General features: G+C 34.1%; 17 protein-coding genes, 1 other RNA gene and 1 riboswitch. Of the genes, 11 read left to right on the top strand and 7 right to left on the bottom strand.

The genetic code is table 11. The features are described from left to right. Nucleotides 1-217 precede the first annotated feature (217 nt). A riboswitch (SAM-I-IV-variant riboswitch) is annotated at nucleotides 218-313 on the top strand. 52 nt (nucleotides 314-365) lie between these two features. From FHP04_RS11370 to FHP04_RS11355, 4 genes are all read left to right on the top strand, one after another. After that, nucleotides 366-1,013, top strand: coding sequence for a hypothetical protein (locus FHP04_RS11370; RefSeq protein WP_139856262.1), 648 nt, complete (start codon nucleotides 366-368; stop codon nucleotides 1,011-1,013). A 102-nt stretch (nucleotides 1,014-1,115) separates the two neighbouring features. Then, nucleotides 1,116-1,484, top strand: a complete 369-nt coding sequence (locus FHP04_RS11365; RefSeq protein ID WP_139856261.1) for a hypothetical protein — start codon at nucleotides 1,116-1,118, stop codon at nucleotides 1,482-1,484. A 67-nt stretch (nucleotides 1,485-1,551) separates the two neighbouring features. Then, nucleotides 1,552-2,271 carry a hypothetical protein gene (locus FHP04_RS11360; RefSeq protein WP_139856260.1) on the top strand — a complete coding sequence of 240 codons (720 nt, stop codon included), beginning with the start codon at nucleotides 1,552-1,554 and terminating at the stop codon, nucleotides 2,269-2,271. A 12-nt stretch (nucleotides 2,272-2,283) separates the two neighbouring features. After that, nucleotides 2,284-2,970: an SIR2 family NAD-dependent protein deacylase gene (locus tag FHP04_RS11355; RefSeq protein ID WP_139856259.1), complete on the top strand. Its 687-nt coding sequence runs from the start codon at nucleotides 2,284-2,286 to the stop codon at nucleotides 2,968-2,970. Nucleotides 2,971-3,349: 379 nt separating this feature from the next. Here FHP04_RS11355 and ssrA read toward each other — a convergent pair. After that, nucleotides 3,350-3,748: a transfer-messenger RNA gene (gene ssrA / locus FHP04_RS11350) on the bottom strand. A gap of 169 nt (nucleotides 3,749-3,917) precedes the next feature. Here ssrA and FHP04_RS11345 point away from each other — a divergent pair. Beyond that, a complete protein-coding gene (locus FHP04_RS11345) occupies nucleotides 3,918-5,126 on the top strand; it encodes an NAD(P)-dependent oxidoreductase (RefSeq protein WP_139856268.1) in 1,209 nt (402 codons plus the stop codon). A 33-nt stretch (nucleotides 5,127-5,159) separates the two neighbouring features. Next, nucleotides 5,160-5,957: an SDR family NAD(P)-dependent oxidoreductase gene (locus tag FHP04_RS11340; protein ID WP_139856258.1), complete on the top strand. Its 798-nt coding sequence runs from the start codon at nucleotides 5,160-5,162 to the stop codon at nucleotides 5,955-5,957. A 23-nt stretch (nucleotides 5,958-5,980) separates the two neighbouring features. Here the strand turns inward: FHP04_RS11340 and FHP04_RS11335 are convergent, their stop codons facing one another. The 3 genes from FHP04_RS11335 to kdsA all read right to left on the bottom strand — a co-directional run bounded on the left by FHP04_RS11335 (nucleotide 5,981) and on the right by kdsA (nucleotide 11,571). Next, the gene (locus FHP04_RS11335) at nucleotides 5,981-7,951 is read right to left on the bottom strand and encodes a DUF3857 domain-containing protein (RefSeq protein ID WP_139856257.1); all 1,971 of its coding nucleotides are present in this window, start codon (nucleotides 7,949-7,951) and stop codon (nucleotides 5,981-5,983) included. Between the two features lie 25 nt (nucleotides 7,952-7,976). Further along, nucleotides 7,977-9,947 (bottom strand): DUF3857 domain-containing protein, encoded by a 1,971-nt coding sequence (locus FHP04_RS11330; RefSeq protein ID WP_139856256.1) that lies wholly within the window; start codon nucleotides 9,945-9,947, stop codon nucleotides 7,977-7,979. An 805-nt stretch (nucleotides 9,948-10,752) separates the two neighbouring features. Continuing rightward, nucleotides 10,753-11,571 (bottom strand): 3-deoxy-8-phosphooctulonate synthase, encoded by an 819-nt coding sequence (kdsA, locus tag FHP04_RS11325; RefSeq protein WP_139856255.1) that lies wholly within the window; start codon nucleotides 11,569-11,571, stop codon nucleotides 10,753-10,755. 179 nt (nucleotides 11,572-11,750) lie between these two features. Here kdsA and typA point away from each other — a divergent pair, with 179 nt between their 5' ends. After that, entirely contained in the window at nucleotides 11,751-13,544 is a 1,794-nt protein-coding gene (gene typA / locus FHP04_RS11320; protein WP_139856254.1) for a translational GTPase TypA, read from the top strand. 178 nt (nucleotides 13,545-13,722) lie between these two features. After that, the gene (locus FHP04_RS11315) at nucleotides 13,723-14,706 is read left to right on the top strand and encodes a hypothetical protein (protein ID WP_139856253.1); all 984 of its coding nucleotides are present in this window, start codon (nucleotides 13,723-13,725) and stop codon (nucleotides 14,704-14,706) included. A 48-nt stretch (nucleotides 14,707-14,754) separates the two neighbouring features. On the opposite strand, the gene FHP04_RS11310 is transcribed toward FHP04_RS11315, so the two are convergent. Together FHP04_RS11310 and FHP04_RS11305 are read right to left on the bottom strand one after the other, a co-directional pair. Beyond that, nucleotides 14,755-15,900 (bottom strand): glycosyltransferase family 2 protein, encoded by a 1,146-nt coding sequence (locus tag FHP04_RS11310; protein ID WP_139856252.1) that lies wholly within the window; start codon nucleotides 15,898-15,900, stop codon nucleotides 14,755-14,757. Beyond that, on the bottom strand, nucleotides 15,897-17,180 hold the full coding sequence (locus tag FHP04_RS11305; RefSeq protein WP_139856251.1) for a glycosyltransferase family 39 protein: 1,284 nt from the start codon (nucleotides 17,178-17,180) through the stop codon (nucleotides 15,897-15,899). The genes FHP04_RS11310 and FHP04_RS11305 overlap by 4 nt, the downstream gene beginning before the upstream one ends. 77 nt (nucleotides 17,181-17,257) lie before the next feature. Here FHP04_RS11305 and FHP04_RS11300 point away from each other — a divergent pair, with 77 nt between their 5' ends. From FHP04_RS11300 to FHP04_RS11290, 3 genes are read left to right on the top strand one after another with little or no spacing between them, the layout of a single operon-like run. Further along, nucleotides 17,258-18,265 (top strand): GNAT family N-acetyltransferase, encoded by a 1,008-nt coding sequence (locus FHP04_RS11300; RefSeq protein WP_139856250.1) that lies wholly within the window; start codon nucleotides 17,258-17,260, stop codon nucleotides 18,263-18,265. Continuing rightward, nucleotides 18,262-19,362 carry a DegT/DnrJ/EryC1/StrS family aminotransferase gene (locus tag FHP04_RS11295; protein ID WP_139856249.1) on the top strand — a complete coding sequence of 367 codons (1,101 nt, stop codon included), beginning with the start codon at nucleotides 18,262-18,264 and terminating at the stop codon, nucleotides 19,360-19,362. Before FHP04_RS11300 ends, FHP04_RS11295 begins: the two co-directional genes overlap by 4 nt. After that, nucleotides 19,363-20,655: an O-antigen translocase gene (locus FHP04_RS11290; RefSeq protein WP_139856248.1), complete on the top strand. Its 1,293-nt coding sequence runs from the start codon at nucleotides 19,363-19,365 to the stop codon at nucleotides 20,653-20,655. On the opposite strand, the gene FHP04_RS11285 is transcribed toward FHP04_RS11290, so the two are convergent. Next, the gene (locus tag FHP04_RS11285) at nucleotides 20,652-21,791 is read right to left on the bottom strand and encodes a glycosyltransferase family protein (protein ID WP_139856247.1); all 1,140 of its coding nucleotides are present in this window, start codon (nucleotides 21,789-21,791) and stop codon (nucleotides 20,652-20,654) included. The genes FHP04_RS11290 and FHP04_RS11285 overlap by 4 nt on opposite strands. Nucleotides 21,792-21,880 lie beyond the last annotated feature (89 nt).

Here is a 21,880-nt window from a genome sequence, read left to right as displayed (position 1 = left end):
ATTGAAAAGTGATTTTTTACTTTACAAGATACTTTATTATATCTGCAACGGCACTTCAAACTGGCTCAACTATTATCTTGGGTTTTGAGTATATAATAAAACACAAAAAATTTATATACGCCGCTATAGCTATGTGTATTATATGAAACTGGTTTCATTGTATATTGATAAAATCATAATTTATTCTTGTCTTATTTAAAAATAAATTGTATTTATGTAGTATCATTACGAGTTTCTTAATTGAAACAGCAACCTGCCCAAACAGGCGAAGGTGCTAAAACGATGAGCCGGTCCAGGAAAAATATGTTATCCTACACATTTCATTTGTTTTTTTGTAATGGTTTAATTTTTTAATTAAATCTATTATGGAACATCTTTTATCAAGCAGAAGAGAGAGAGAACTGCATATCTCAAACTTCTTAGAAGTTTTTGAAAACTTGTCTGATGAAGAACTCATAGACAATTACAAAAGTGCGCATACAGCCAATATTGAGGGCGTACATTTACAAGCTTTACGTTTAATAGCTATTCGTAAAGCAATTATTAGGAGGTTTAATAAAACACCAATTGATTTCAAAGACACTATTTTAAACATTAATGAAGGCTCTGGAATTCCAAATTTAAGCCTAGAAATAGAAGACCCAAAAATTCAAATCGCCAAGGAGATAAAGAAAAAATTTGCTACACAAACAGATACGGAATCTCAGGTAATTATTCATATCGATTTAGGTCCATATCGCGATGTTCAAAGATTGCGAATTTGGAATAACACTTACCTAAAATGCCATCAGACTGCAAGGAAGTCTAAAATGCTTTTTAGTGAAAATATCGCAGTATATCCTAACTGGTGCTTTGTTAAGCCTGGGACAATTTTCTCGTTCACTTTAATCTTCGAAAATCTTCCTAAAGACTGTCTCGCTTTTGATTTAATTGAAGATATACCAGAAATGGGTGGTTTCTTTTTCAAAGGAATAAGGAGGAACAATTCGAACGTTTATCATTTACGGATGTAGGAAAGTTTAAACGATATATAGCAACCTTAAAAAATACAAGAATTATTAAGGTGAAAGATTACCACCAACTATCACCTCCACAACTTATAATTAATAAATAATATGAATCCCACTAATGTCAATTTAAGCAATTCAAAAATCTCACAACCAATTGATGTGATTTTCTCTTCTATAGAAAAAGATTTTATTGATGTATCAGAAATCATTACACAAGATAGATTTCCTTATTTGTTATGTTTACCTGCTGAGAATGTCGTGGCTTTATTAGATTTCACCAATGTATCACCCTATGAGATTTGGTATTTTGATGAAGAATTTAAATTCTCTGGAAAAGGATTTAGTTTGATTTCGAGTAAAGGTTCTTTTAGAATTCAAACACGTGCTAAGTATATTGTATTGTGGAATAGAGAAAGCCAGTATTATAAAAAGTATGGGGCATTTAAATGTGATGAAATTTGTTTGATGGAATAAACTTGAATTTATGAGAAATAATAATAATACATTGGAAAACAGGCAAGAGTTTTTAGATAACGACCAGATGCCCATCGTCTTTTCAAGTCTAATAATAAATGTAGCCTCGGTCAACAAGAAGTTTGGAACATTGAAAGATTTTATTACAAAGTTTGATTTAAATGGACAGACTAATGGGAAACTATTAGTTGTAGCTGAGATGGTCTCTCCACCTTACAACCTTATACAAATTGTTGAAAATCGGCTTCGCCCTTTGGGTTTTGTAAATAAACGGGATTATGTATTTGCTGATGAAGAGTTAATACATGGTGCTGGAGATACATATTCACCTTACCTTAATCAGCCTCACCCTACTTGTAAAAATATTCCTTGGTTAGGCAGTTTAATAAATGCTGATGGGAACTTCGTCTGGTATAAGGAAAAGGTTGAGAAGGAGGTTCGAGAGGTTGATTTTCCAATCGTTAAATTTAATGTATGGAAAGAAATAGGTGTACAGAAGGCAGAGCAATCTGTATTAAGAAATATCAAAATGAAACATGGGGCTATTCCAGAGTCTAGATTAAAATATATGAAGAAACTGATTGAACTTGACGAAATAGGTCTTATCGAATTGTTTAATACGTACGTTGGGCGAACGCATTTCAGCATTGAAATGCAAAGCGATATAATGCTACTTCAGGATGAGCTATTAAAAAGGGATTTAGATTACAGTGCTATTTACGATGGTAAATCATTCTCGTTTGTTAAGAAGATAAAATTAATAGGGAAAAAAGTAATAACCATATAGAAAACCAAACTTATGAAGCACAAACATCACATAGTATTTTTTACCGGTGCAGGGATTAGTAAAGAAAGTGGCATTCCTACATTTAGAGACAATAACGGACTCTGGTCTAACCATAAGCTTGAAGAAGTAGCCTCTATAGAAGGGTTTAACAAAAACCCACAACTTGTATTGGATTTTTATAATGAAAGAAGAAGAGAGGTTGAAAAAGCTCAACCAAACTTAGCGCACAAATTAATTGCTGAATTAGAAGATAGGTATGAAGTGTCTGTTATTACACAAAATGTAGACAACCTACACGAAAGAGCTGGCTCTACAAATGTTTTGCATTTGCATGGTGAACTGACCAAATGTAGAAGCATTAAAGATAAAAACCATATTTACCCGTACACTAAAGATATTCAACTTGGTGATTTGGCAGCCGATGGAGGTCAATTAAGACCACATATAGTATGGTTTGGGGAAGAAGTTGCTGAAATTGAGAAAGCCATTACAATAGCTGAAACGGCAGATTTGTTTGTAATTGTTGGTACTTCAATGGTAGTGCAACCAGCGGGATCATTGTTACTGTCTGTTCCTGTAGATGCTCAAACAGTTTATATTGATATAAAGCCTGATGTGGAAAAAGGTATAAATTTATTAGTACTACAGGAGAAAGCTACAACTGGAGTAAAGTTGTTGGTTGAAGAGTATCTGCCTTAAACATTAGAACTATTGTTTTCGTAATTTTTTATTGTGTAACCGAAAAGATTACAATAAAAAATGTGATCTCCATGGGCACCAGTTCTGCAAATAGAAAACCACGTACTGCGTAGTTATTTTGTTATTTTATTCCGAAATTTTGAGCCAGCTCAATTTCTTCATAAAACAACAAAACCATACCTATTGGCGTGGTTTTCTAAGTGATCAGTGGAGCCGGGGAGGTTACAATAAAAAATGTGATCTCCATAGGCACCAGTCCTGCAAATAGAAAACCACGGACTGCGTCCTTGCTTTGTAATTTTATTCTGAAATTTTGAGCGAGCTCAATTTCTCCATAAAACAACAAAACCACGCCTATTGGCGTGGTTTTCTATGTGATCAGTGGAGCCGGGGAGATTCGAACTCCCGTCCAAACGTGCAACCATAATGCTTTCTACATGCTTAGTTTTCATTTAGATTTTCGTGAGATTGCCGGTCGAAAACTACCAACGCACTCCTTATCTTTACTTGAGCTTCACGATGCCATCAAAGCACTAGCATCGCTAGGTTTACTTTTACGAAGCCACTAAATCAACCGCCGTAAACCAAGGCCGTTGAGTGACTTCCTGCTTGCCCACCTTGTGGGCCGAGGCACATCCTACTATGATTCGGATTATGCAGCTAGGGCGTAGTTATTCTCGCCGTTTAAAAAGTGTGAAATATGATATTTACGAGCTATATCCCAGCGCTCGGCATGCTTACAATACAATTAGACCCGCTGTCAAAACCAGTCGGCCCCATTTATTTGTCAGTGATTTTCAGATAATTAACAGAAATAAACAACGTTTACGCTACATTTTCTCTATCATCTAGCTACTAACAAACGTGCAAAGATACAAGAAATCTATTACATTTGCGTTCCTATAAATTCCAATACTCATTTGTTCAAAAAATATACCAAAATGCCAATAACCTTTGCTATTATAAAAGAACGTAAGAATCCGCCAGACCGTCGCGTAGTTTTTTCACCAGAAAAATGTCAAGAAGTCATAAAAGAGTTTCCCGATGCACGAATTATCGTGGAATCTTCAGATGTTCGTATTTTTCCTGATGAGGCCTACCGCAATGCAGGATTTGAAGTTCTAGAGGATGTGTCAGAGGCAGATGTAATGTTGGGTGTAAAGGAAGTTCCCGTAGAGGCATTAATTCCTAATAAAAAATATTTCTACTTCAGTCATACTATTAAAAAGCAGCCGTATAATCGTAAGCTATTAAAGGCTATGTTGGAGAAAAATATAGAAATGTTCGATCATGAAACTATAGTAAATAAATCTAATAAGCGATTAATTGGATTTGGTTATTACGCTGGACTAGTTGGTGCTTATAATGGTATTAGAGGCTTAGGTTTACGCGATAATTTATACGATTTACCTAAAGTTGAAAACCTGCCAGATTTAAAAGCTGTAAAAGCAGAATTGGATAAAATTACCATCCCGAATATGAAAATTGTTCTTTCAGGAACAGGTAAAGTAACTAAAGGAGCAAAAAGAGTTTTAGACCATTTAAAAATTCGTGAAGTAAGTGATGAAGATTACCTTACGAAAGAATTTGATGAGCCTGTTTATTGTTTGATTGATGTTTCTGAATACAATAAACGTAAAGATGGGGGTGAGTTCAATAAAAGGGAATTTTATAAAGATCCTTCAGGTTATGAAAGTGATTTTATGAAATATGCAAAAGTGAGCGATATGTTTATTTCTGGACACTTCTATGGAAATAATGCTCCATATCTTTTTACTAGAGAAGATGCTAGAAACCCTGAATTTAAAATCAACTTTGTCGCTGATGTTTCTTGTGACATCGATGGTCCTGTTGCTTGTACGATTCGAGCTTCTACAATCGCAGACCCTTTTTATGGATATGACCCTATAACCGAAAGTGAAACTAAATTAGGCGCTCCTGGATCTATAGCTGTAATGGCTGTAGATAACTTACCTTGCGAATTACCTAAAAATGCAAGTGAAGGTTTTGGCGAAATGTTTTTTGAACACGTAATACCAGCGTTTTTTAATAACGATAAGGATGGTATTTTGAAACGTTCGCAAATGACAACCGGCGACGGAAAACTTACTTCAAATTTTGAGTACCTAAAAGATTATGTAAATGGTGTTGAGTAGATACTCATTTACATAATTGCAAAAAAATTCTAAATTATTGAACGAGATAAAAAAATAGGAATTGTAACAGGAGCTGCTTCTGGCTTGGGATACGAACTTGCTTTATTATTAGCAAAGGATGGGTATGATTTAATTTTAGCAGATATTGATGCTGACAAACTGCAACAAGCTAAAGAAAATCTCGCAAGTCAATACGCTTCAGAAATTCAACTTATTGTAAAGGACTTGAGTAAGAGTAATGTTGCAGAACAAATTTTTGAAGCTACTCAAGGCAAACCTATAGACGTATTAATCAATAATGCAGGTTTTGGAATATTTGGAACTTTCAGCAATACCGATTGGCAGCGTGAAATGGATATGCTAAACCTTCACGTGATGACTACAACACATTTAACCAAGTTAGTTTTAAAAGGAATGCTTGAAAGAGGTGAGGGGAAAATTTTAAACATGTCCTCTCTTGCAGCATTTCAGCCTGGGCCTTTAATGTCTTTGTATTATGCATCAAAAGCGTATATACTTTCCTTTTCAGAAGCTATTGCCAATGAGCTAAAGGGTTCAGGGGTTACGGTTACTTGTTTATGTCCTGGACAAACCAATACATCATTTCAACAAGTAGTTTCAAATGGTGCAGATGTATCGAATAATAAAATTAAATTTAATATTGGATGTCCTAAAGAGGTAGCTAAATATGGTTATGAAGCAATGCTCAAGGGAAAAGTTGTGGCAGTTCCAGGTAAAATTAATAGGTTTCTATCTAGACTTCCTCGCTTTCTACCGAGACGTACTTCAACAGCAATAATTCGTAAAATACAAGAAAAAAATCGGGATTAATAGTGGTTTATTACTATTGAAAGTTAAATTCTTTTTAAGTGAATAGGCTCTTCGTTTTGAACTTTAATTAGTTCAGTAAAAAATTCTTGTAGTGATTTATAAGCTTCTGGAGCAAAACTTGGATTGTTCAGCTTTACGCTAAGTCTGATATTTATTTTACTCCCTGAAACATCGTAAACCACTGAAAACTCGCCATCATTTTCTGGAAGTTTTAAAATCTTATTGGCAGGAACTTTTTCAATTTTATACTGATCGTTGACATCTATAGCTATTAAGTAATTGTTCATTACGGGAAAACCAAAATCTATAGGGAAAATTCTTTCTCTTTTCACAAAAGGATTTTCACCAAAATATGTTTCCATTAAAAACGGATATAGAAAAAGATTATCTGCTATTGGCTGTTCGTGAAGCGCTAATTTAAAGGTCTCTTTATACGGCTTGTCTAAGTCTTTTTCATTTTCAATTTTAAGATCTGAAATTTCCAAGCTTTCATTTCTACTTTGTTTCTTTCTGTCGATTATATCTTTTCTGTAATCGTTGTACTCTTTTCGCTCTACAACCGATACATATCCTGTAGAGACTTGACTTGCTTTCCCGGTGAATAATCCAGATTCGTCTGCAGTAAGTTGCATATTTACATAATGCAGGTTTTTGTTAAAAGGAATGATTTTTTCCCAATAACTACCTTTGTTAAAGTCCATTAAACGCCCTTCTGTGCTAAGAGCGCGGAAGGGTAAGACGCCAAAGGGTGTGAATTTGTCTGTCGCATCTAGAAAGTACTTGTTACCTTGAATTTCTAAGACTACAATTGCATAAATAAAATCGGCAATTACAGGGTATTGCTTTGTAGGGAGGGCGTAATCTCGTGTAGAAATAAGCATTGTATTTACATTCAGACCTGCTGCATCAAGTGCGTTGTATAGAGCGAAATTAATCTCATGACTGTTTCCAGATTTTTCATTAAAAGCATCTTTAACGCGCACTTCTTCCGAATACCCATATCGCCCATTCCAATTCATATTGCTTTGAATGTAGTAGTAAATGTCTTTTGCCTTTTCCACCTTATCTTGCTTTGAAAATAGGGAAGCTGGAAGTTCATTTTTAAAAAACTTGGAATGCTTAAGTTGTCGTCCGTAATCTTTATCATATTGAAAATGTTTATCTACATCTTTCCATTCATTGGTATATCGGTGAACTGTTCGGTTAAAGTCTACAAATTCAATAAGCTCATATTTCATGCTAGCTAAATAGTTGTCGGGAGAAAGCATAAACTTCTCCTCTTTTACGGCTGGTACATTTATCATAGCGTAAGTCGCTTTTTCACAATCGGCGTGAACATCAAAGCCTTCAATAGAGAAGCAGGCTTTAGATTTAATTGCGTCATTAATATATAAAGGTAGATTTCCGTAAAGCGTTCTATTGTATTTAAAATTACCAGGAATGTCGGTATACAGTTCTACGTATAATTTCGGAAGTGGTCCTTGAAATTTCCAACCTCGAATATTTGAAAAGTAAGTAGATTCTACTCGGTAGGTATATTCTAAAATACTACCGTTCTGTATGTTTGGGAAAGTAAATTTTTTAATCGACCATTTGGGGGTTTCATCTGTAGTAAAAATATCCTTATCACTTACAAATGTTTTTACAGCACCATTATGGGTTATCGCGGTAATCTTAGTGACCTTCTCACTGTTATTCTTTTTGTTGTAAAATGGTATTCTTACTGTCGCTTGATCGAATTTACTAATGTCAAACACTTTTGTTTTTACGTGAACCTCTTTAATTAGTTTCACCTGATTATCCACTAGTTCTACATAATTCTTAGCGCTTTCAAAAAGAACAACTCCAGCTGCTTCAGGATCTTGATGGTACGAGTTTATTTCGAAGTCTTCGGAAGTAGGTTCGCCAAATACCGCAGTTTTTCGTGATTGTGAAAATGTAAAAGTGAAAACAAATAAAAATAAAATTAGGATACTGTGTTTGAAGTAAGGCATATTGGTATTATAAGGAATGGTTGGATTATATTTTTTTTAAAATTATGGGTTCATCTTTAAGCATGGTAACCATAGTGCCAAAAAATTCTTTGAGGGCTGGGTATGCTTCGGGAGCATAACGATATGAATTTAATTTCATATTAAAACGAATATTCACTTTGTTGCCATCAGCTATATAGGTTACAGAACATTCGCCATCGTCACCTTGAAGTTTTATGCTTCTACTAGAAGGGAGGTGTTCTACCTGATATTCTTCACCTAAATCTATAGAAACCAGATAGGTATTGGTAAATGGAAACCCAAAGTCCATTGGATAGCTGCGTTCCTCCATTTTAAACGGGTTTTCAGAAATATAGGTTTTATTGAAAAATGGATATAGTATTACTTTGTCGCCTACTATTTCAGGTTCAACAGTTACCTCATAGTTTTCTTTAAGTGGTTTCTCAATATTATTAAGCTCCTCTATTTGAAAGTTTTCAACCTCAATCCCAGCTATTTTATTTTCTTGAGTTTTTCTGTATTCTTGAAAAGTTTCCTCTGCAATAGCATTTCGTTTCTCCAAACCAATGTAGCCGTAGTTTGCTTGGTCAACAATTCCGCTAAAACTACCATTTTCATTCGCGGTAATTTTAGCATTTACAAAATGAACGTTTTTTTTGAAAGGTTCAATAGGCATCCAATAGCTGCCTTTTTTAAAATCCATTACGCGGCCTTGTACATTTAATGCTCTAAAAGGAATAATGCCGAAAGGTGATTGCTTATTAGTGGCATCGAGTAAATATTTTTCACCGTCCAGTTTAAGCACCGCAATGGTGTAATTAAACTTGGTCATCACTGGATAAAGAGCGGTCGGAAGACCATTTTCTCTAGTTGATAATAACATTAATTTCGCGTCCAGATTTGCTGCTTCAAATGCATTAATTAGGGATAGGTTAATTTCTGGTACACTTCCGATTTTTTCATCATATGCGTCTTTCACTTCTGTCTCTGAGCTGTAAAATGTACCGTCCCAAGTATAATGGTTTTGAATGAAACTGTAAATTGCCTTTGCTTTTTCAAGATCATTTGTTTTTGTTAGTATGGAGTCGGGTAAGTTTTTCTTAAAATAATCAGCATTTTTAAGTTGACTACCCATTTCTCCTTTTTTTATGAACTTATCTACATCTTTCCATTCTTTGGCAAACTTTTTGGACCTGCTCCATCCAGATGGAGTTAGAAGTTCTTTAGGTTCAAATTCAATCCTAGAAACATAATTTTTAGTAGAAAGCATATAATCCTCTTCATGAAACGCTGGCACATCCATCATTGCATAGAGGGTCATGGGGCATGCAGCAATCCATGTGTTAGAATTTGTTTGTAAACAATCCTTTACAACCTGCGATATGTTTAAATCTAAAGACTGCTTACCGTATAGCACCTTATTAAATTGAAACTTGAGCGGAATTTTAAATAAAAATTCACTGTATATTTTTGGTAGCATACCTTGAAAATGCCATCCATAAAAATTAAATAGAAAAGGAGATTCAATTTTATATACGTATTCTATTATACTACCATTTGTAACATTAGGAAAAATAATTTTAAAAACTTTTCCAAATTCCGGATCAGAGGTTATAAATACTGCATCAGAGGATACCTTGGTTTTAATATTACCATTATAAGTCCAAGCCATAAAGTTTTTCACTTTCTCACTGTCCTCATCAGAACTGTATAGTGGAATTTCTTGAGTGCCAAAATCATAAGATTTTGAATCAAAAATTTTTATCTTTCTATGTACTTCTTTAATTAATTTAATATGGTCACCAACGGCATCATAATAATAATAACCTTGTTCATATAGTACAACAGCAGCTGCAGTAGTATCTTTTTCATACATTTTTAAAGCAAAATCACTTTTTGAGGGTTCTCCAAATTTTGCTTCAAGTCTTTCTTGCGAAAAGCCGAGATGTGTTATCGTAAGAAATAGGGTTAATACAGCTATTCGAAAAAATATCATTAGAGGAAGAAGATTAAATGGCAAAGTATAATAATTCTCAAAAATTCAAAAAAAAATAAGAAAATTTTTAAGATATTTAGATTTTTTCAAAATGAAATATTTAGTTCGACTTAGTGCAATGACCGATATAAGGGTTTTAAATTCCTTATTCTCGGTATGATAAGCTCATTATTTTAATTTTTAAATCTAATAAAGGTAATAGAATAAATAAAAACTCTCATTTTTTTTCAAAATAGGGGGATTTCCCCCTTGTAAGATGATTGCAAATGAAGCACCTTTGTACCACTAGACATTAATTGGGGAGTTAATATGTAGTATTCTAAAAAAAGGTTGTCTTTAATAGACAGCCTTTTTTATTTTAGAAACTTCGCGTTTGATTTTAAAGGAATGTTTTGTTGCTCAATGAAAGTAGGTCAGTAACAATAATATTCGAGTGAATCGACCAAATATCTTTCTTCTTGTTTATACCTACCGAGTGAAGCAGGGACCTCTTTGTATATTTTTTCATTAAAATATTGAAAATCAGGGGTTAATTGGAAATTTAGGGGGATTTACCTCTTGTTTTGTATGTGTAATTAAACTGATATTTGAATACTTATTTAATTGGGGAGTTATTAAGTATCATATCTAAATTCTTATAGCTTAATTGTTACGTAGAATTGGATATAAAATGTAAGAGTCTTTTTTATAAAGATTTTTAGCCAAAAGTGCCCTACCAATTTGAGGAGATGGTAGGGCGCTTTATTTTATTTATAAATTATGTATAGCTTCTGCAGCTAATCCTTATTCTTAAATAGGAATACAGTTATAGTTGGTTAATTGTTTTTCTAATCGCTACAAGATCTGATAGCAATTTTTCAAGCAAATTTAGATTTAACATATTGGCACCATCGCTTTTTGCATTTGCAGGGTCGAAGTGGGTTTCAATAAATATTCCATCTACGCCAGTTGCAATTCCAGCCTTTGCGATTGTAGAAATCATTTCTGGGCGTCCACCTGTAACTCCAGCCGATTGATTTGGTTGTTGTAAACTGTGAGTCACATCTAAAACTACTGGCGCGTATTGTTTCATAGTAGGAATTCCTCTAAAGTCCACAATCATATCCTGATAACCAAACATCGTTCCGCGGTCGGTAATAATTACTTGCTCGTTATTGGAGTCGGTAACTTTAGTAACCGCGTGCTTCATGCTCTCAGGACTCATAAATTGTCCTTTCTTCAAATTCACAACTTTTCCTGTATTAGCAGCAGCCACAACTAAGTCTGTTTGACGAACCAAAAATGCAGGGATTTGCAATACATCAACATATTCCGCAGCCATTGCTGCATCACTTACTTCGTGAATATCGGTAACTGTTGGTACATTAAAAGTGTTGGATACTTTTTTAAGAATCTTCAATGCTTTTTCGTCGCCAATTCCTGTGAAGCTATCAATCCTACTTCGGTTTGCTTTTTTAAAACTTCCCTTAAAGATGAAAGGGATTTCAAGCTTGTCGGTAATTTTTACAATTTTTTCGGCAATCTGCATTGCCATTTCTTCACCTTCAATAGCACAAGGTCCTGCAAGTAGGAAAAAGTTGTTAGAATTGAGGTGTTTTATATGGGGGATTAATTCAAGTTTCATATTTTATTTTTAACACTGTAAAGATAGTTATTTTACACTTCTGATATATTGCATATATTATTTGATGTTAATAATTGAAAATTAACTTGTTTGCTCAAATAAAAATAAAATGTTAACTTTTGTTTCTAATCCACTTATAAACACTACTTTTGCACCCTCCAAAAAAAAGGAGGAAGTTTATGAAAATTAAAAACATCGCCATTATTGCCCACGTTGACCACGGTAAAACTACCCTGGTTGATAAAATTATGCACCACTGTAGTCTTTTCCGTGAAAACGAACAGTCTGGTGAGCTTATCTTAGATAACAACGACCTTGAACGTGAAAGAGGAATTACTATTACATCAAAAAACGTTTCTGTAGTTTATAAAGACACAAAAATAAATATTATCGATACTCCTGGTCACGCCGATTTTGGTGGTGAAGTAGAAAGAGTATTGAATATGGCCGACGGAGTATTACTTTTAGTAGATGCTTTTGAAGGTCCAATGCCACAAACTCGATTTGTATTACAAAAAGCTATCGATCTAGGTTTAAAGCCTTGTGTGGTTGTAAATAAAGTAGATAAAGATAACTGTACTCCAGATGAGGTACACGAATCTATTTTCGACCTAATGTTCGAATTAGGTGCCGAAGAATGGCAACTTGATTTCCCTACTGTATATGGTTCGGCAAAACAGAACTGGATGAGTACAGATTGGCAAAAACCAACCGATTCTCTTGAACCATTATTAGATATGGTTTTAGAACACGTACCTTCTTTTAAAGCTGAAGAGGGATCGCTACAAATGTTGATTACATCTTTAGACTTTTCTTCATTCACAGGAAGAATCGCAATTGGTCGTTTACAAAGAGGTGTATTGAAAGAAGGTTTACAAGTAGCCTTAGTGAAGCGAGATGGCTCAATTGTAAAGTCAAAAATTAAAGAAATCCACACTTTTGAGGGGATGGGCCGTAAGAAAGTTACGGAAGTACAACCTGGAGATATCTGTGCTTTAGTAGGTCTTGAAGGTTTCGAAATTGGTGATACTATTGCCGATGCGGAAAATCCTGAAGCACTACAAACAATAGCGATTGATGAGCCTACAATGAGTATGCTTTTCACTATTAACGATTCACCTTTCTTTGGAAAAGATGGAAAATTCGTTACATCGCGCCACATTAAGGAAAGACTTGAAAAAGAATTAGAGAAAAACCTTGCGTTGCGTATGCTGCCGACGGATAGTGCAGATAAATTTATGGTTTTTGGCCGTGGCGTTTTGCACCTTTCAGTTTTAATTGAAACAATGCGTCGTGAAGGTTATGAACTTCAAATTGGACAACCACAAGTTATCGTTAAGGAAATTGACGGTGTAAAATGTGAGCCAGTTGAAGAAATGACTATCGATTTACCTGAAACCGTAAGTGGAACCGCTATTAATATGGTGACCATTCGTAAAGGGGAAATGCTGAGTATGGAAGGAAAAGGAGACCGTATGGTTTGTAAATTCGTAATTCCATCTCGTGGTATTATTGGTTTGCGTAACCAATTACTTACAGCAACAGCAGGTGAAGCAATTATGACGCACCGTTTTCTAGAATACCAACCGTTAAAAGGTGGAATTCCAGAAAGACAAAACGGATCTTTAGTTTCTATGGAAACAGGAACAGCTATCCCTTATTCTATAGATAAGTTACAAGATAGAGGTAAGTTTTTTGTAGATCCAGGTGAAGATATTTACGAAGGGCAGGTAATTGGTGAAAACTCTCGTCAAGATGATATGACAGTTAACATCACTAAAACTAAAAAACTTTCGAACGTACGATCTTCTGGAGCTGATGATAAAGCGAAAATTGTTCCTGCAATTAAGTTTTCATTAGAAGAAGCTTTAGAGTACATTCAAAAAGATGAATACGTTGAGGTTACTCCAAACCACTTGAGAATTCGTAAAATTCACTTAAAAGAGGTTGATCGTAAGAGAAACAAAATATAATTAAAGGTAAATAACCTTTTTATAGAGGACGTAAGACAATTGATTTTAGTTTTTAAACTAAACTCAAGTCTTACGTCTTTTTTTTTGGAACAATCTTTTTGCAAATGCATCAGACCTAATGTAAGCTAATGGCTATATTTGCAAAAAAAAATATCTTAAGATTAATTCCCGAACTTTTATGGCCGAAATGCTTTTTAATCCTTACTTAGAATTAATTTTTGACGAACACTTTTGTTTTCTTACAGGAGATTTAACAAATGAAAAAATGTCGGTTTTCCCTCAGTGGTTAATGGATCATTTTAAGTTTGGAGATGAAAAGATTGAGATGATGGATAAAACCAAGTCTTATACGTATGCCGATTTGGAATTACCGTGTTCACCTAAAGTGAAAAAAGCTTTTGATGAATTAGACCTTAAAATTCAAGAAGCATACAAAGATGGCTATGAAGGAATGGCAGCGCTCGACGAGGAGCTTATTTTCCAATGGTCGGGTAGAATGGTGTATGGCCTGCTTTATTACGAAATGCTATATGAAAGGGATAGGCTATTACGCTTAGGCGAGGATTTTAAACTCTCGCTAGCCTTAAGAGAACGCTTTGGACAATTTCACTTAATGCTTCAATCTATTATTGAGCCTGTGTCATTTGTTGGAAAAAAGCCTTGGAGTATTGCAATTTTCCCGCTTAAATATTCAGCAGATATTTTTAGCTATCGCGATGATGCTATTAACTTGATGTTCTCGTTTGGTGTAAATGGCTTTGGATTTATTGCTTGTTTGCAAGACGCTGGTATCATTGCTGAAAGTCAGAAAGATATTCTAGATAAAATGAAAGGAAACGTATTGCATCCTATTCAATTTGAAGAGTTATATGCACGTTTCCACTATTCAGACTATATTCTACAGTACAAACCTGAGTTTAATATTGAAAGCGGCGAAAATGGGATTACTATTGAAGCGCTTCCAATAGAAGGTACTTCCGAAAAACCAATTTTTGGATTTTGGGATGAAAACATTTTTGCACAGTTGCTTTCTAATTATTGGAGTGTTTATGGTATAGAGCGAGAAGATATTCTTAAGTTTCAGAAACCACCGCTAAGTTTTTTAGAAAATCCGTATTCTAAAGAATTCATCAAACCAGAAACTATTACTTTACCTTTTTAGAAGCGCTCGAGTATTTAAATTATTACAACAAGCATTTAAGAAAAGCTATTATTTTTTTAATCCTAGGATGCTGAAAAATAAGCTAAACAAAATCACTTGCACGCCTAATAGCATTAGGGTAATTGCGGGGATAACGCTTCGGAGGGTAGAAGTGTTTTCTATATCTCCAAAATTTATTGCTTGCCAATCAAAATAAGCAGAAAAACTTAGTATAATTCCAATTATCACTAGTATAGCCCCAACAATCAAACCTTTCTCTAAATTGATTAATTTAAAGAGTTTATCATATTTATTCGATTTTGGGAGTAATTCATTTTCTACAGTAAACACTTTAGTAAGGCCATAAAAAAGAATAAATTGAAAGCCAATCAATACAAAACCTGAAGTGAAGAGAAGTGTATGAACTCCAAAATTAACTGAGCCTATACTTACCGTTCCAAACAGTAAAAAACTAGAAGTTATAATCCCAAAGATAAAAAGTAACAATCCTGGGATTAAAAAGAGCCAATTAGGACTGTAAAGCACTAAAAACCGTAAATGTCTCCATCCATCTCGCCAAGTATTTAAATGTGGAGGGCGGGAGCGTCCATCTGGAGAGAGAATGGTGTTAACCTCAGTAATTTTTAAGTCTTTAAGACTGGATTTTACAATCATTTCACTGGCAAACTCCATTCCCGTAGTTTTAAGCTCCATTTTGTAATAGGCTTCTTTACTAAACCCACGCAGACCACAATGAAAATCTCCAATTTTACTTTTAAAGAATAGCCTTCCAATAAATGAGAGCACAGGATTCCCTAAGTATTTATGAAGAAAAGGCATAGCTCCTTTTTTAATACCACCTTTAAAACGGTTACCCATTACTAAATCATACCCTTCACGAAGTTTAATCACATAAGGCATTAGGTTGCTAAAGTCGTAACTGTCATCGGCATCACCCATAATTACATATTTTCCATTTGCAGCTTCAATGCCCCCGCGTAAGGCGCTTCCATACCCTTTTTGAGGCACATTAACCACCCTTGCGTTTAAGTCGGTTGCAATTTTTTGAGAACCATCGGTACTGCCATTATCCGCAATAATTACTTCCCCGCTAATATTTTCGCGTTCAAAAAACGATTGCGCTTTATTTATACAAACTGCAAGTGTTTCAGCTTCGTTCAGACACGGCATTACTATGCTTAGTTCTATATTCATCTTGTGTAGGTTAATTTTTTAGAGAGTAATACTATTATAATAAATGCCATTGCAAAATTATAGAATACATACCTCATAATTGTATGAACTGCCACAGCTACAATTAATGCATTAGATAATATTAAAAGACTTCCAAAAAACAGTAAACCGTTTTCTAAATTAAATTTTTTCAAACATTTTAAGCCGCTGTAAATACAGATAATAACAAAGAAAATAAAAATAAATACCGAATAAAAGCCGTGCATAACACTGGTGTAATAAAGCGAAATATAATCTTTAAAATGTGCTTTTAAGAGTTCCGGAAACATTTGTTTCGCAGCAATTTCTGTATCTATAGCGCTTTTAAAGGGATCGTTTTCATCTTTGTAATATTCCCTCCCTATATTGTGAAAACTTTGATTGCATATATAAGGAAAGTTATCGTGAAAAACTTGATATTTTGCGCTATAATCCCCTTTAACTTTGGAGCTCAATAACCCTAAACTATCTATGCGTTTATACGTTTTAAGAAAGATAGCTTTATGGGCTGGGTTTTCAAAAAGTGAACTGTCTTTTTTCTCTGAAATATACAAAGGAAGCGTAAGAGCATTTGTAAAAGTAAATGGTGTAGTAATAAAGTGTTTATGAACTGCTTTTCTATAAGTGGCGTCTAGGGTGTTGGTTATTATAGGTAGTAGGATAAGCAACAGCAAATATTTTAAATGCGATTTTCTGAAAATGTTTTTCTTGTGTTTCAGAAGTAAGAGGAAAACAATAATTGGAACGATAATTACAAACTGCCCGCGAGTTAGTGCTAAAGCAATAAAGACGGCTGAAAAAAAATAAATTCTTTTTGTCTTCTCTCTAAATAGAAAGTCTATTGCGAAGGATATTAATAATAAATATAGCGGGTACGAAAGTCCTTCGGAAGCTAAGTTGTTTGCGGTAAGTAAGGGAGGAAATATCGGAAATAATAGTATTGCAAATAATAGCAACTCCAATACAAAGTTTAGTTTCAGTAAATTTGAAATGTTTTTAAAGAAAACTTGAATAGAACCTAAAACGAATAGTAATTGAAAAGCCACAACGGCAGTCCAATAATTATTGCCAAAAATAAATTCGAATCCTCTTAAAAACAGCGGGTAGATGGGGTATCGAAATACATCCAGATGCCAATAGCTTCCAGTGTCTGGCGAATATATTGGAGGTTGAAAAACAAAATATATAAAAACGCCAATATATAGTAATAGCCATAAAATATCCTTTTTTGAAACTTTTGTAAACTTTAAAGAATATTTCAATTAATTGGAGGTTTTAATATGTTATTTATAGAACTGTAAAACTAAAAATAAATTTTAGTTTTACAGGATAATGTAAAATGTCATTTTTAAAAGCAAAATCATTGGACACTAGTACTTTTACCGTAAAAAAATATGCGCCTGAAGATAAAGCTTTGTGGAACAACTTTGTGATGTCTTCAAAAAACGGCACATTTCTATTCCATAGAGATTTTATGGACTATCATTCCGATCGTTTTGAAGACCATTCGCTTGTTGTTTACAAGAAAAACAAAGTAGTAGGCGTATTCCCTGCCAATGTGATAGAAAACAAAGTTTACTCACATCAAGGGCTAAGTTACGGCGGGATAATTCTCAAGACTTCGGTTAAGTTTAAAGAGACGGCTCTTATTTTTAAAAGTATTTTAAAGTATTTGTATAAAGCGGAGATTGTTGAGGTTGTCATAAAGCAAACGCCTAGAATATATCATCGGGTGCCTTCAGACGAATTAGATTGGTTGTTAAATATTGTGGAAGCAAAGCCTTACCGCGTAGATTTACTTTGTGTAATTGATAATAGAAACCCGATTAAAATTGCGTCTAATAGAATGGAAGGGGTTAAAAAAGGAATTAACCAAAATCTTAAAATTGAAGAGACTGATGATTTTGCAGCGTTTTGGAATCAAATTCTTACTCCAAACCTCTCACTGAAACACGGAGCTTCGCCTGTTCATAGTTTGGCGGAAATTAAATTATTAGCTAATTCTTTTCCTAAAAACATTAAGCAATTTAATGTTTATAAAGATACTGTAATTGTTGGCGGCGCAACTATCTTTGAAACAGATACAGTTGCACACGCGCAATATATTTCGGCTAATCAGGATAAACAACAACTGGGCACTTTGGATTTTTTATTTGAATACTTGTTGCGAGAGCGCTTTGCTAAAAAGTTGTATTTTGACTTTGGAGCTTCCAACGAAAATCAAGGAAAAAATATTAACGAAGGCTTACTTTATTGGAAAGAATGTTTTGGCGGTAGAAGTATCGCGCAGTCTTTTTATAAAGTGAAAACTTCAAACTATAAAAACTTAGAATCCATTTTTGTATGATTCCATTTCTAGATTTAAAAAGTATAAATCAACGCTTTGAAACAGCCTTTCAGAATAGCTTTCAAAAGTTTTTAGATTCAGGCTATTATATTTTGGGAAGCCAAGTAAAGCTCTTTGAAGCCAATTTTGCGCGCTATTGTGGTACAAATCATTGTGTGGGTGTAGGAAATGGATTGGATGCCTTACGATTGATTTTAGAAGGGTACAAGGTTCTTGGGAAGCTAAAAGAGAACGATGAGGTGCTAGTAGCCTCTAATACATATATAGCCACGATACTCGCCATTAAGCATGCGGGATTAAAACCTGTACTTGTAGAAGCAGATTTAGACACTTACAATTTTGATTTAATTTCCTTACAAAATTCAATTTCAGGTACCACAAAAGCAATTATGCCTGTGCATCTTTACGGGCAGATTTCAGCTATAGATGAAATTTTAACGATTGCTAAAGAAAACAATCTTTTGGTAATTGAAGATGCTGCCCAAGCCCATGGGGCAATAGCAAATAATGGAAAGCGAGCTGGGAATCTTGGGGATGCGGCGGGGTTTAGTTTTTATCCCACCAAAAACCTTGGCGCTCTTGGGGATGGGGGAGCGGTTACCACGAACGACGATGCTCTGGCAGATGTTATCAGTAAACTTCGAAATTACGGGGCTATCACTAAATATGTAAATGAAATTTTAGGGTTCAATTCTCGACTTGACGAGCTTCAAGCCGCTTTTTTGAATTGTAAGTTACCTTACTTAGACGATGATAATGAACGCAGAAGAACGATTGCGAAAAAATATAGAGCTGAAATTAGCAATAAAAAGATAGTCCTTCCAAAATACGACGAAAGTGATAGTCATATTTTTCACTTGTTTGTTGTTCGCGTTGATAATAGAAACGGATTTATAGATTACTTGGATAGAAATGGAATAGGTCATTTAATACATTACCCAATTCCACCCCATAAGCAAGAAGCCCTTTCAGAATATTCACATTTGAGTTTTCCCAATACTGAAAAGATTCATGACGAAGTGATAAGTATTCCAATAAGTCCGATATTGACGGATGCTGATGTGGAAAAGATTATAAAAACTTTAAACGCATACTAATTGAAGATTCCAGGTTTTATAAAGAGGAATTTATTGTTGAAGATGACCTCTTTGAATGCAGGGGTGATCTTTATTAGATTGGTTGTTTCTGCTATCATCCAACGATTATTGACCGAGTATGTTGGGCCTGTCGGGCAGTACAAAATAGGGCAACTCAGAAGTTTCTCGCAGCTTTTAACTTCGGTTACTTCATTAGGGACATTTAATGGAATTGTAAAATACATTGCAGTATATAAAAATGAGGAAATAAAGTTACAACGTTTATTTTCTACGGTTTTTGTATTTTTAATTATAGGTGTTTCGATAACAAGTACAGTACTGTTATTGTTTTCTTCAGAAATAAGCACGTATTTATTTTCAACTACAGAGTTTTCATTTTTAGTGAAATTAATTGCTGTAATCGTTCCATTTATAGCTGTTCAAAGAATCTTTAATGGTATAATCAACGGTCTTTCCGAATATAAGAAATTTGCTAAAATTGAATTGTTTAGCTATCTGTTAAGTACAATTTTAACAGTTTTTTTTCTCTTTCAGTTCAATCTAGAGGGGGTTTTAGTGTCAATTATAATTACTCCTGCTATTCAGGTTTCGGTAATGTTGTTTTTTTTTATTAAGGTTCTCAGGGAATATATTCAGTTTAAAAGCTTGAGAATAAAAGCTCCCATGGCAAGAGCACTCTTGGCTTTTACCTTAATGTCTTTTGTTTCGTCAGTTCTAATCCCTCTAGTAGATATTGATATTCGCGCCATGCTGGAAGATAAAATTTCGGGACGGGAGTCTGGTATCTGGACTAATATGACTTTTATTTCCAATAATTACATGGTTTTTTCAGCTTCAATTTTTACCCTGTACGTAATTCCGAAATTTGCTGGAATTCACAGTGCCGAAAATTTTAAAAAAGAAGTGCTGTCTATTTATAAAGTGCTTCTGCCTCTTTTTGCAGGAGGGATGGTATTGGTTTTTTTATTTAGAAATATAATTATAGAGTTAATTTACCCGGGGCAAGTCGAAATGGCCGAACTTTTTAAATGGCAATTGATGGGTGATTTTGTTCGGTTAGCTTCTTTGGTTTTGGCACATCAATTTTTGGCTAAAAAACTAGTAATAAACTATGTATTCACTGAAATACTCTCCATTGCTTTGTTTTATGGATTTGCCAATTATTTGGTTAATAGTTATGGAATGGAGGGGATTGTTATGGCACACTTCTTTAGATATGTAATTTACTTTTTGGTAGTTTTATTTTTAATAATACGTTATTTCAGAAAAAATAAAATAAAAGCTGAGGTTTAAGTAGATTTCCAAACATCGAGATATTTTTCAGCAACTACTATATAGTTGTGTTCTTTTTCAATAAACTTCCTTGCATTACTCCCAATGCTTTCAATTTTGTCAGGATTTAAAACTAGATATTCAAGTTCTTCAGCAATTTTTTTAGCATCGGGTAGTGCATTTATGGCTACTCTTTCCTTAAGCTTAAAATGCTCCATAAATTCTTTTTCGGCTCCTCCAAACACTACTTTACCACGAGACATAGCTTCCAGGGCATTATAACCCTGATCGTAAGCGTAAACATTGTCCATTAAAATATCACAATGCTCTAATTCTTTTACATATTGGCTAAACGGCAAGTTTTTGGTGCGTTTAATTTCAACTAGTTCAGGATATTTCTCTTCGATTATATCTAATGCTTCATCAAAAAATCGATATCCCTTCTTCTCATAGTTCATTGTGTTTATTCCAAACAGGATTCTAATTTTTCTGTTTTCAATTTTAATGGGAGTATATTCTTCTGAAATTATAATTGGATTCGGAATAAGTGCTGCAACCTTGTCCCAACCTCGCCAGGGAATCACATAATCCATATCGCTTGGAATAACAGCTTTTGCATTTTTATATACAAAGTGAAACAGTTTTTTGTAGGGTTCGGTAAGGTATTTTAAGGCAAAATCTGCCTTCATTTTTGAATTTGGCTCTAAATAGGGCGTAAGCATATGGTAGCGCATACTACCGTCTAGATATGATTTTATAACCGGATAATCATCGCCACAACCCATTAAAAACACCTTTCCATTCTGTGCAAATAGTGTTTTTAGAAGCTTTATTTCAGATTCAGGATAGGTGCCAATACTATGCGAATTTATGAGTTGAACAACATCATAATCTTTAAGTTTCGGCAGTAATTTTTTAAAACGATAGCCTATTTCCCATTGTGCGGGATCTTTTTTAAAGAGACGTAACCATATTTTTCTAAACAATAAAGGGAAAGTTTTATCACTTAGCCATTCTGCTCTAATGCTTTCATCTACAGGAAATTTTTTAAACATATCGCCAGTACCCACAAGCGTTACTTCGTGTCCTAAAACCTCTAATCCTTTTTTTAATGAATTGTGCAGTCGGCTATATTCACCTATTAATAAAACTTTCATCGGTATGTAATATTCTCTAATTTATTATTTCGATTTCGATTTCAACTTCGATTTCGATTTCATTTTCGATACATTTGCTTAAACGAAAA

The sequence above is a fragment of the Aequorivita sinensis genome (genome assembly GCF_006346335.1).
GTDB classification, from domain to species: Bacteria; Bacteroidota; Bacteroidia; order Flavobacteriales; family Flavobacteriaceae; genus Aequorivita; species Aequorivita sinensis.
This window is presented reverse-complemented; position numbering and strand designations above follow the sequence as displayed.

Excerpts from the sequence above, each read along its gene's own strand:
- FHP04_RS11360 (WP_139856260.1), top strand. The coding sequence starts at position 1,552 with ATGCCCATCGTCTTTTCAAGTCTAATAATAAATGTAGCCTCGGTCAAC.
- FHP04_RS11285 (WP_139856247.1), bottom strand. The coding sequence starts at position 21,791 with ATGAAAGTTTTATTAATAGGTGAATATAGCCGACTGCACAATTCATTA.
- FHP04_RS11310 (WP_139856252.1), bottom strand. The coding sequence starts at position 15,900 with ATGAATATAGAACTAAGCATAGTAATGCCGTGTCTGAACGAAGCTGAA.
- typA (WP_139856254.1), top strand. The coding sequence starts at position 11,751 with ATGAAAATTAAAAACATCGCCATTATTGCCCACGTTGACCACGGTAAA.
- FHP04_RS11300 (WP_139856250.1), top strand. The coding sequence starts at position 17,258 with ATGTCATTTTTAAAAGCAAAATCATTGGACACTAGTACTTTTACCGTA.
- FHP04_RS11370 (WP_139856262.1), top strand. The coding sequence starts at position 366 with ATGGAACATCTTTTATCAAGCAGAAGAGAGAGAGAACTGCATATCTCA.
- kdsA (WP_139856255.1), bottom strand. The coding sequence starts at position 11,571 with ATGAAACTTGAATTAATCCCCCATATAAAACACCTCAATTCTAACAAC.
- FHP04_RS11335 (WP_139856257.1), bottom strand. The coding sequence starts at position 7,951 with ATGCCTTACTTCAAACACAGTATCCTAATTTTATTTTTATTTGTTTTC.
- FHP04_RS11365 (WP_139856261.1), top strand. The coding sequence starts at position 1,116 with ATGAATCCCACTAATGTCAATTTAAGCAATTCAAAAATCTCACAACCA.
- FHP04_RS11295 (WP_139856249.1), top strand. The coding sequence starts at position 18,262 with ATGATTCCATTTCTAGATTTAAAAAGTATAAATCAACGCTTTGAAACA.
- FHP04_RS11355 (WP_139856259.1), top strand. The coding sequence starts at position 2,284 with ATGAAGCACAAACATCACATAGTATTTTTTACCGGTGCAGGGATTAGT.
- FHP04_RS11315 (WP_139856253.1), top strand. The coding sequence starts at position 13,723 with ATGGCCGAAATGCTTTTTAATCCTTACTTAGAATTAATTTTTGACGAA.
- FHP04_RS11330 (WP_139856256.1), bottom strand. The coding sequence starts at position 9,947 with ATGATATTTTTTCGAATAGCTGTATTAACCCTATTTCTTACGATAACA.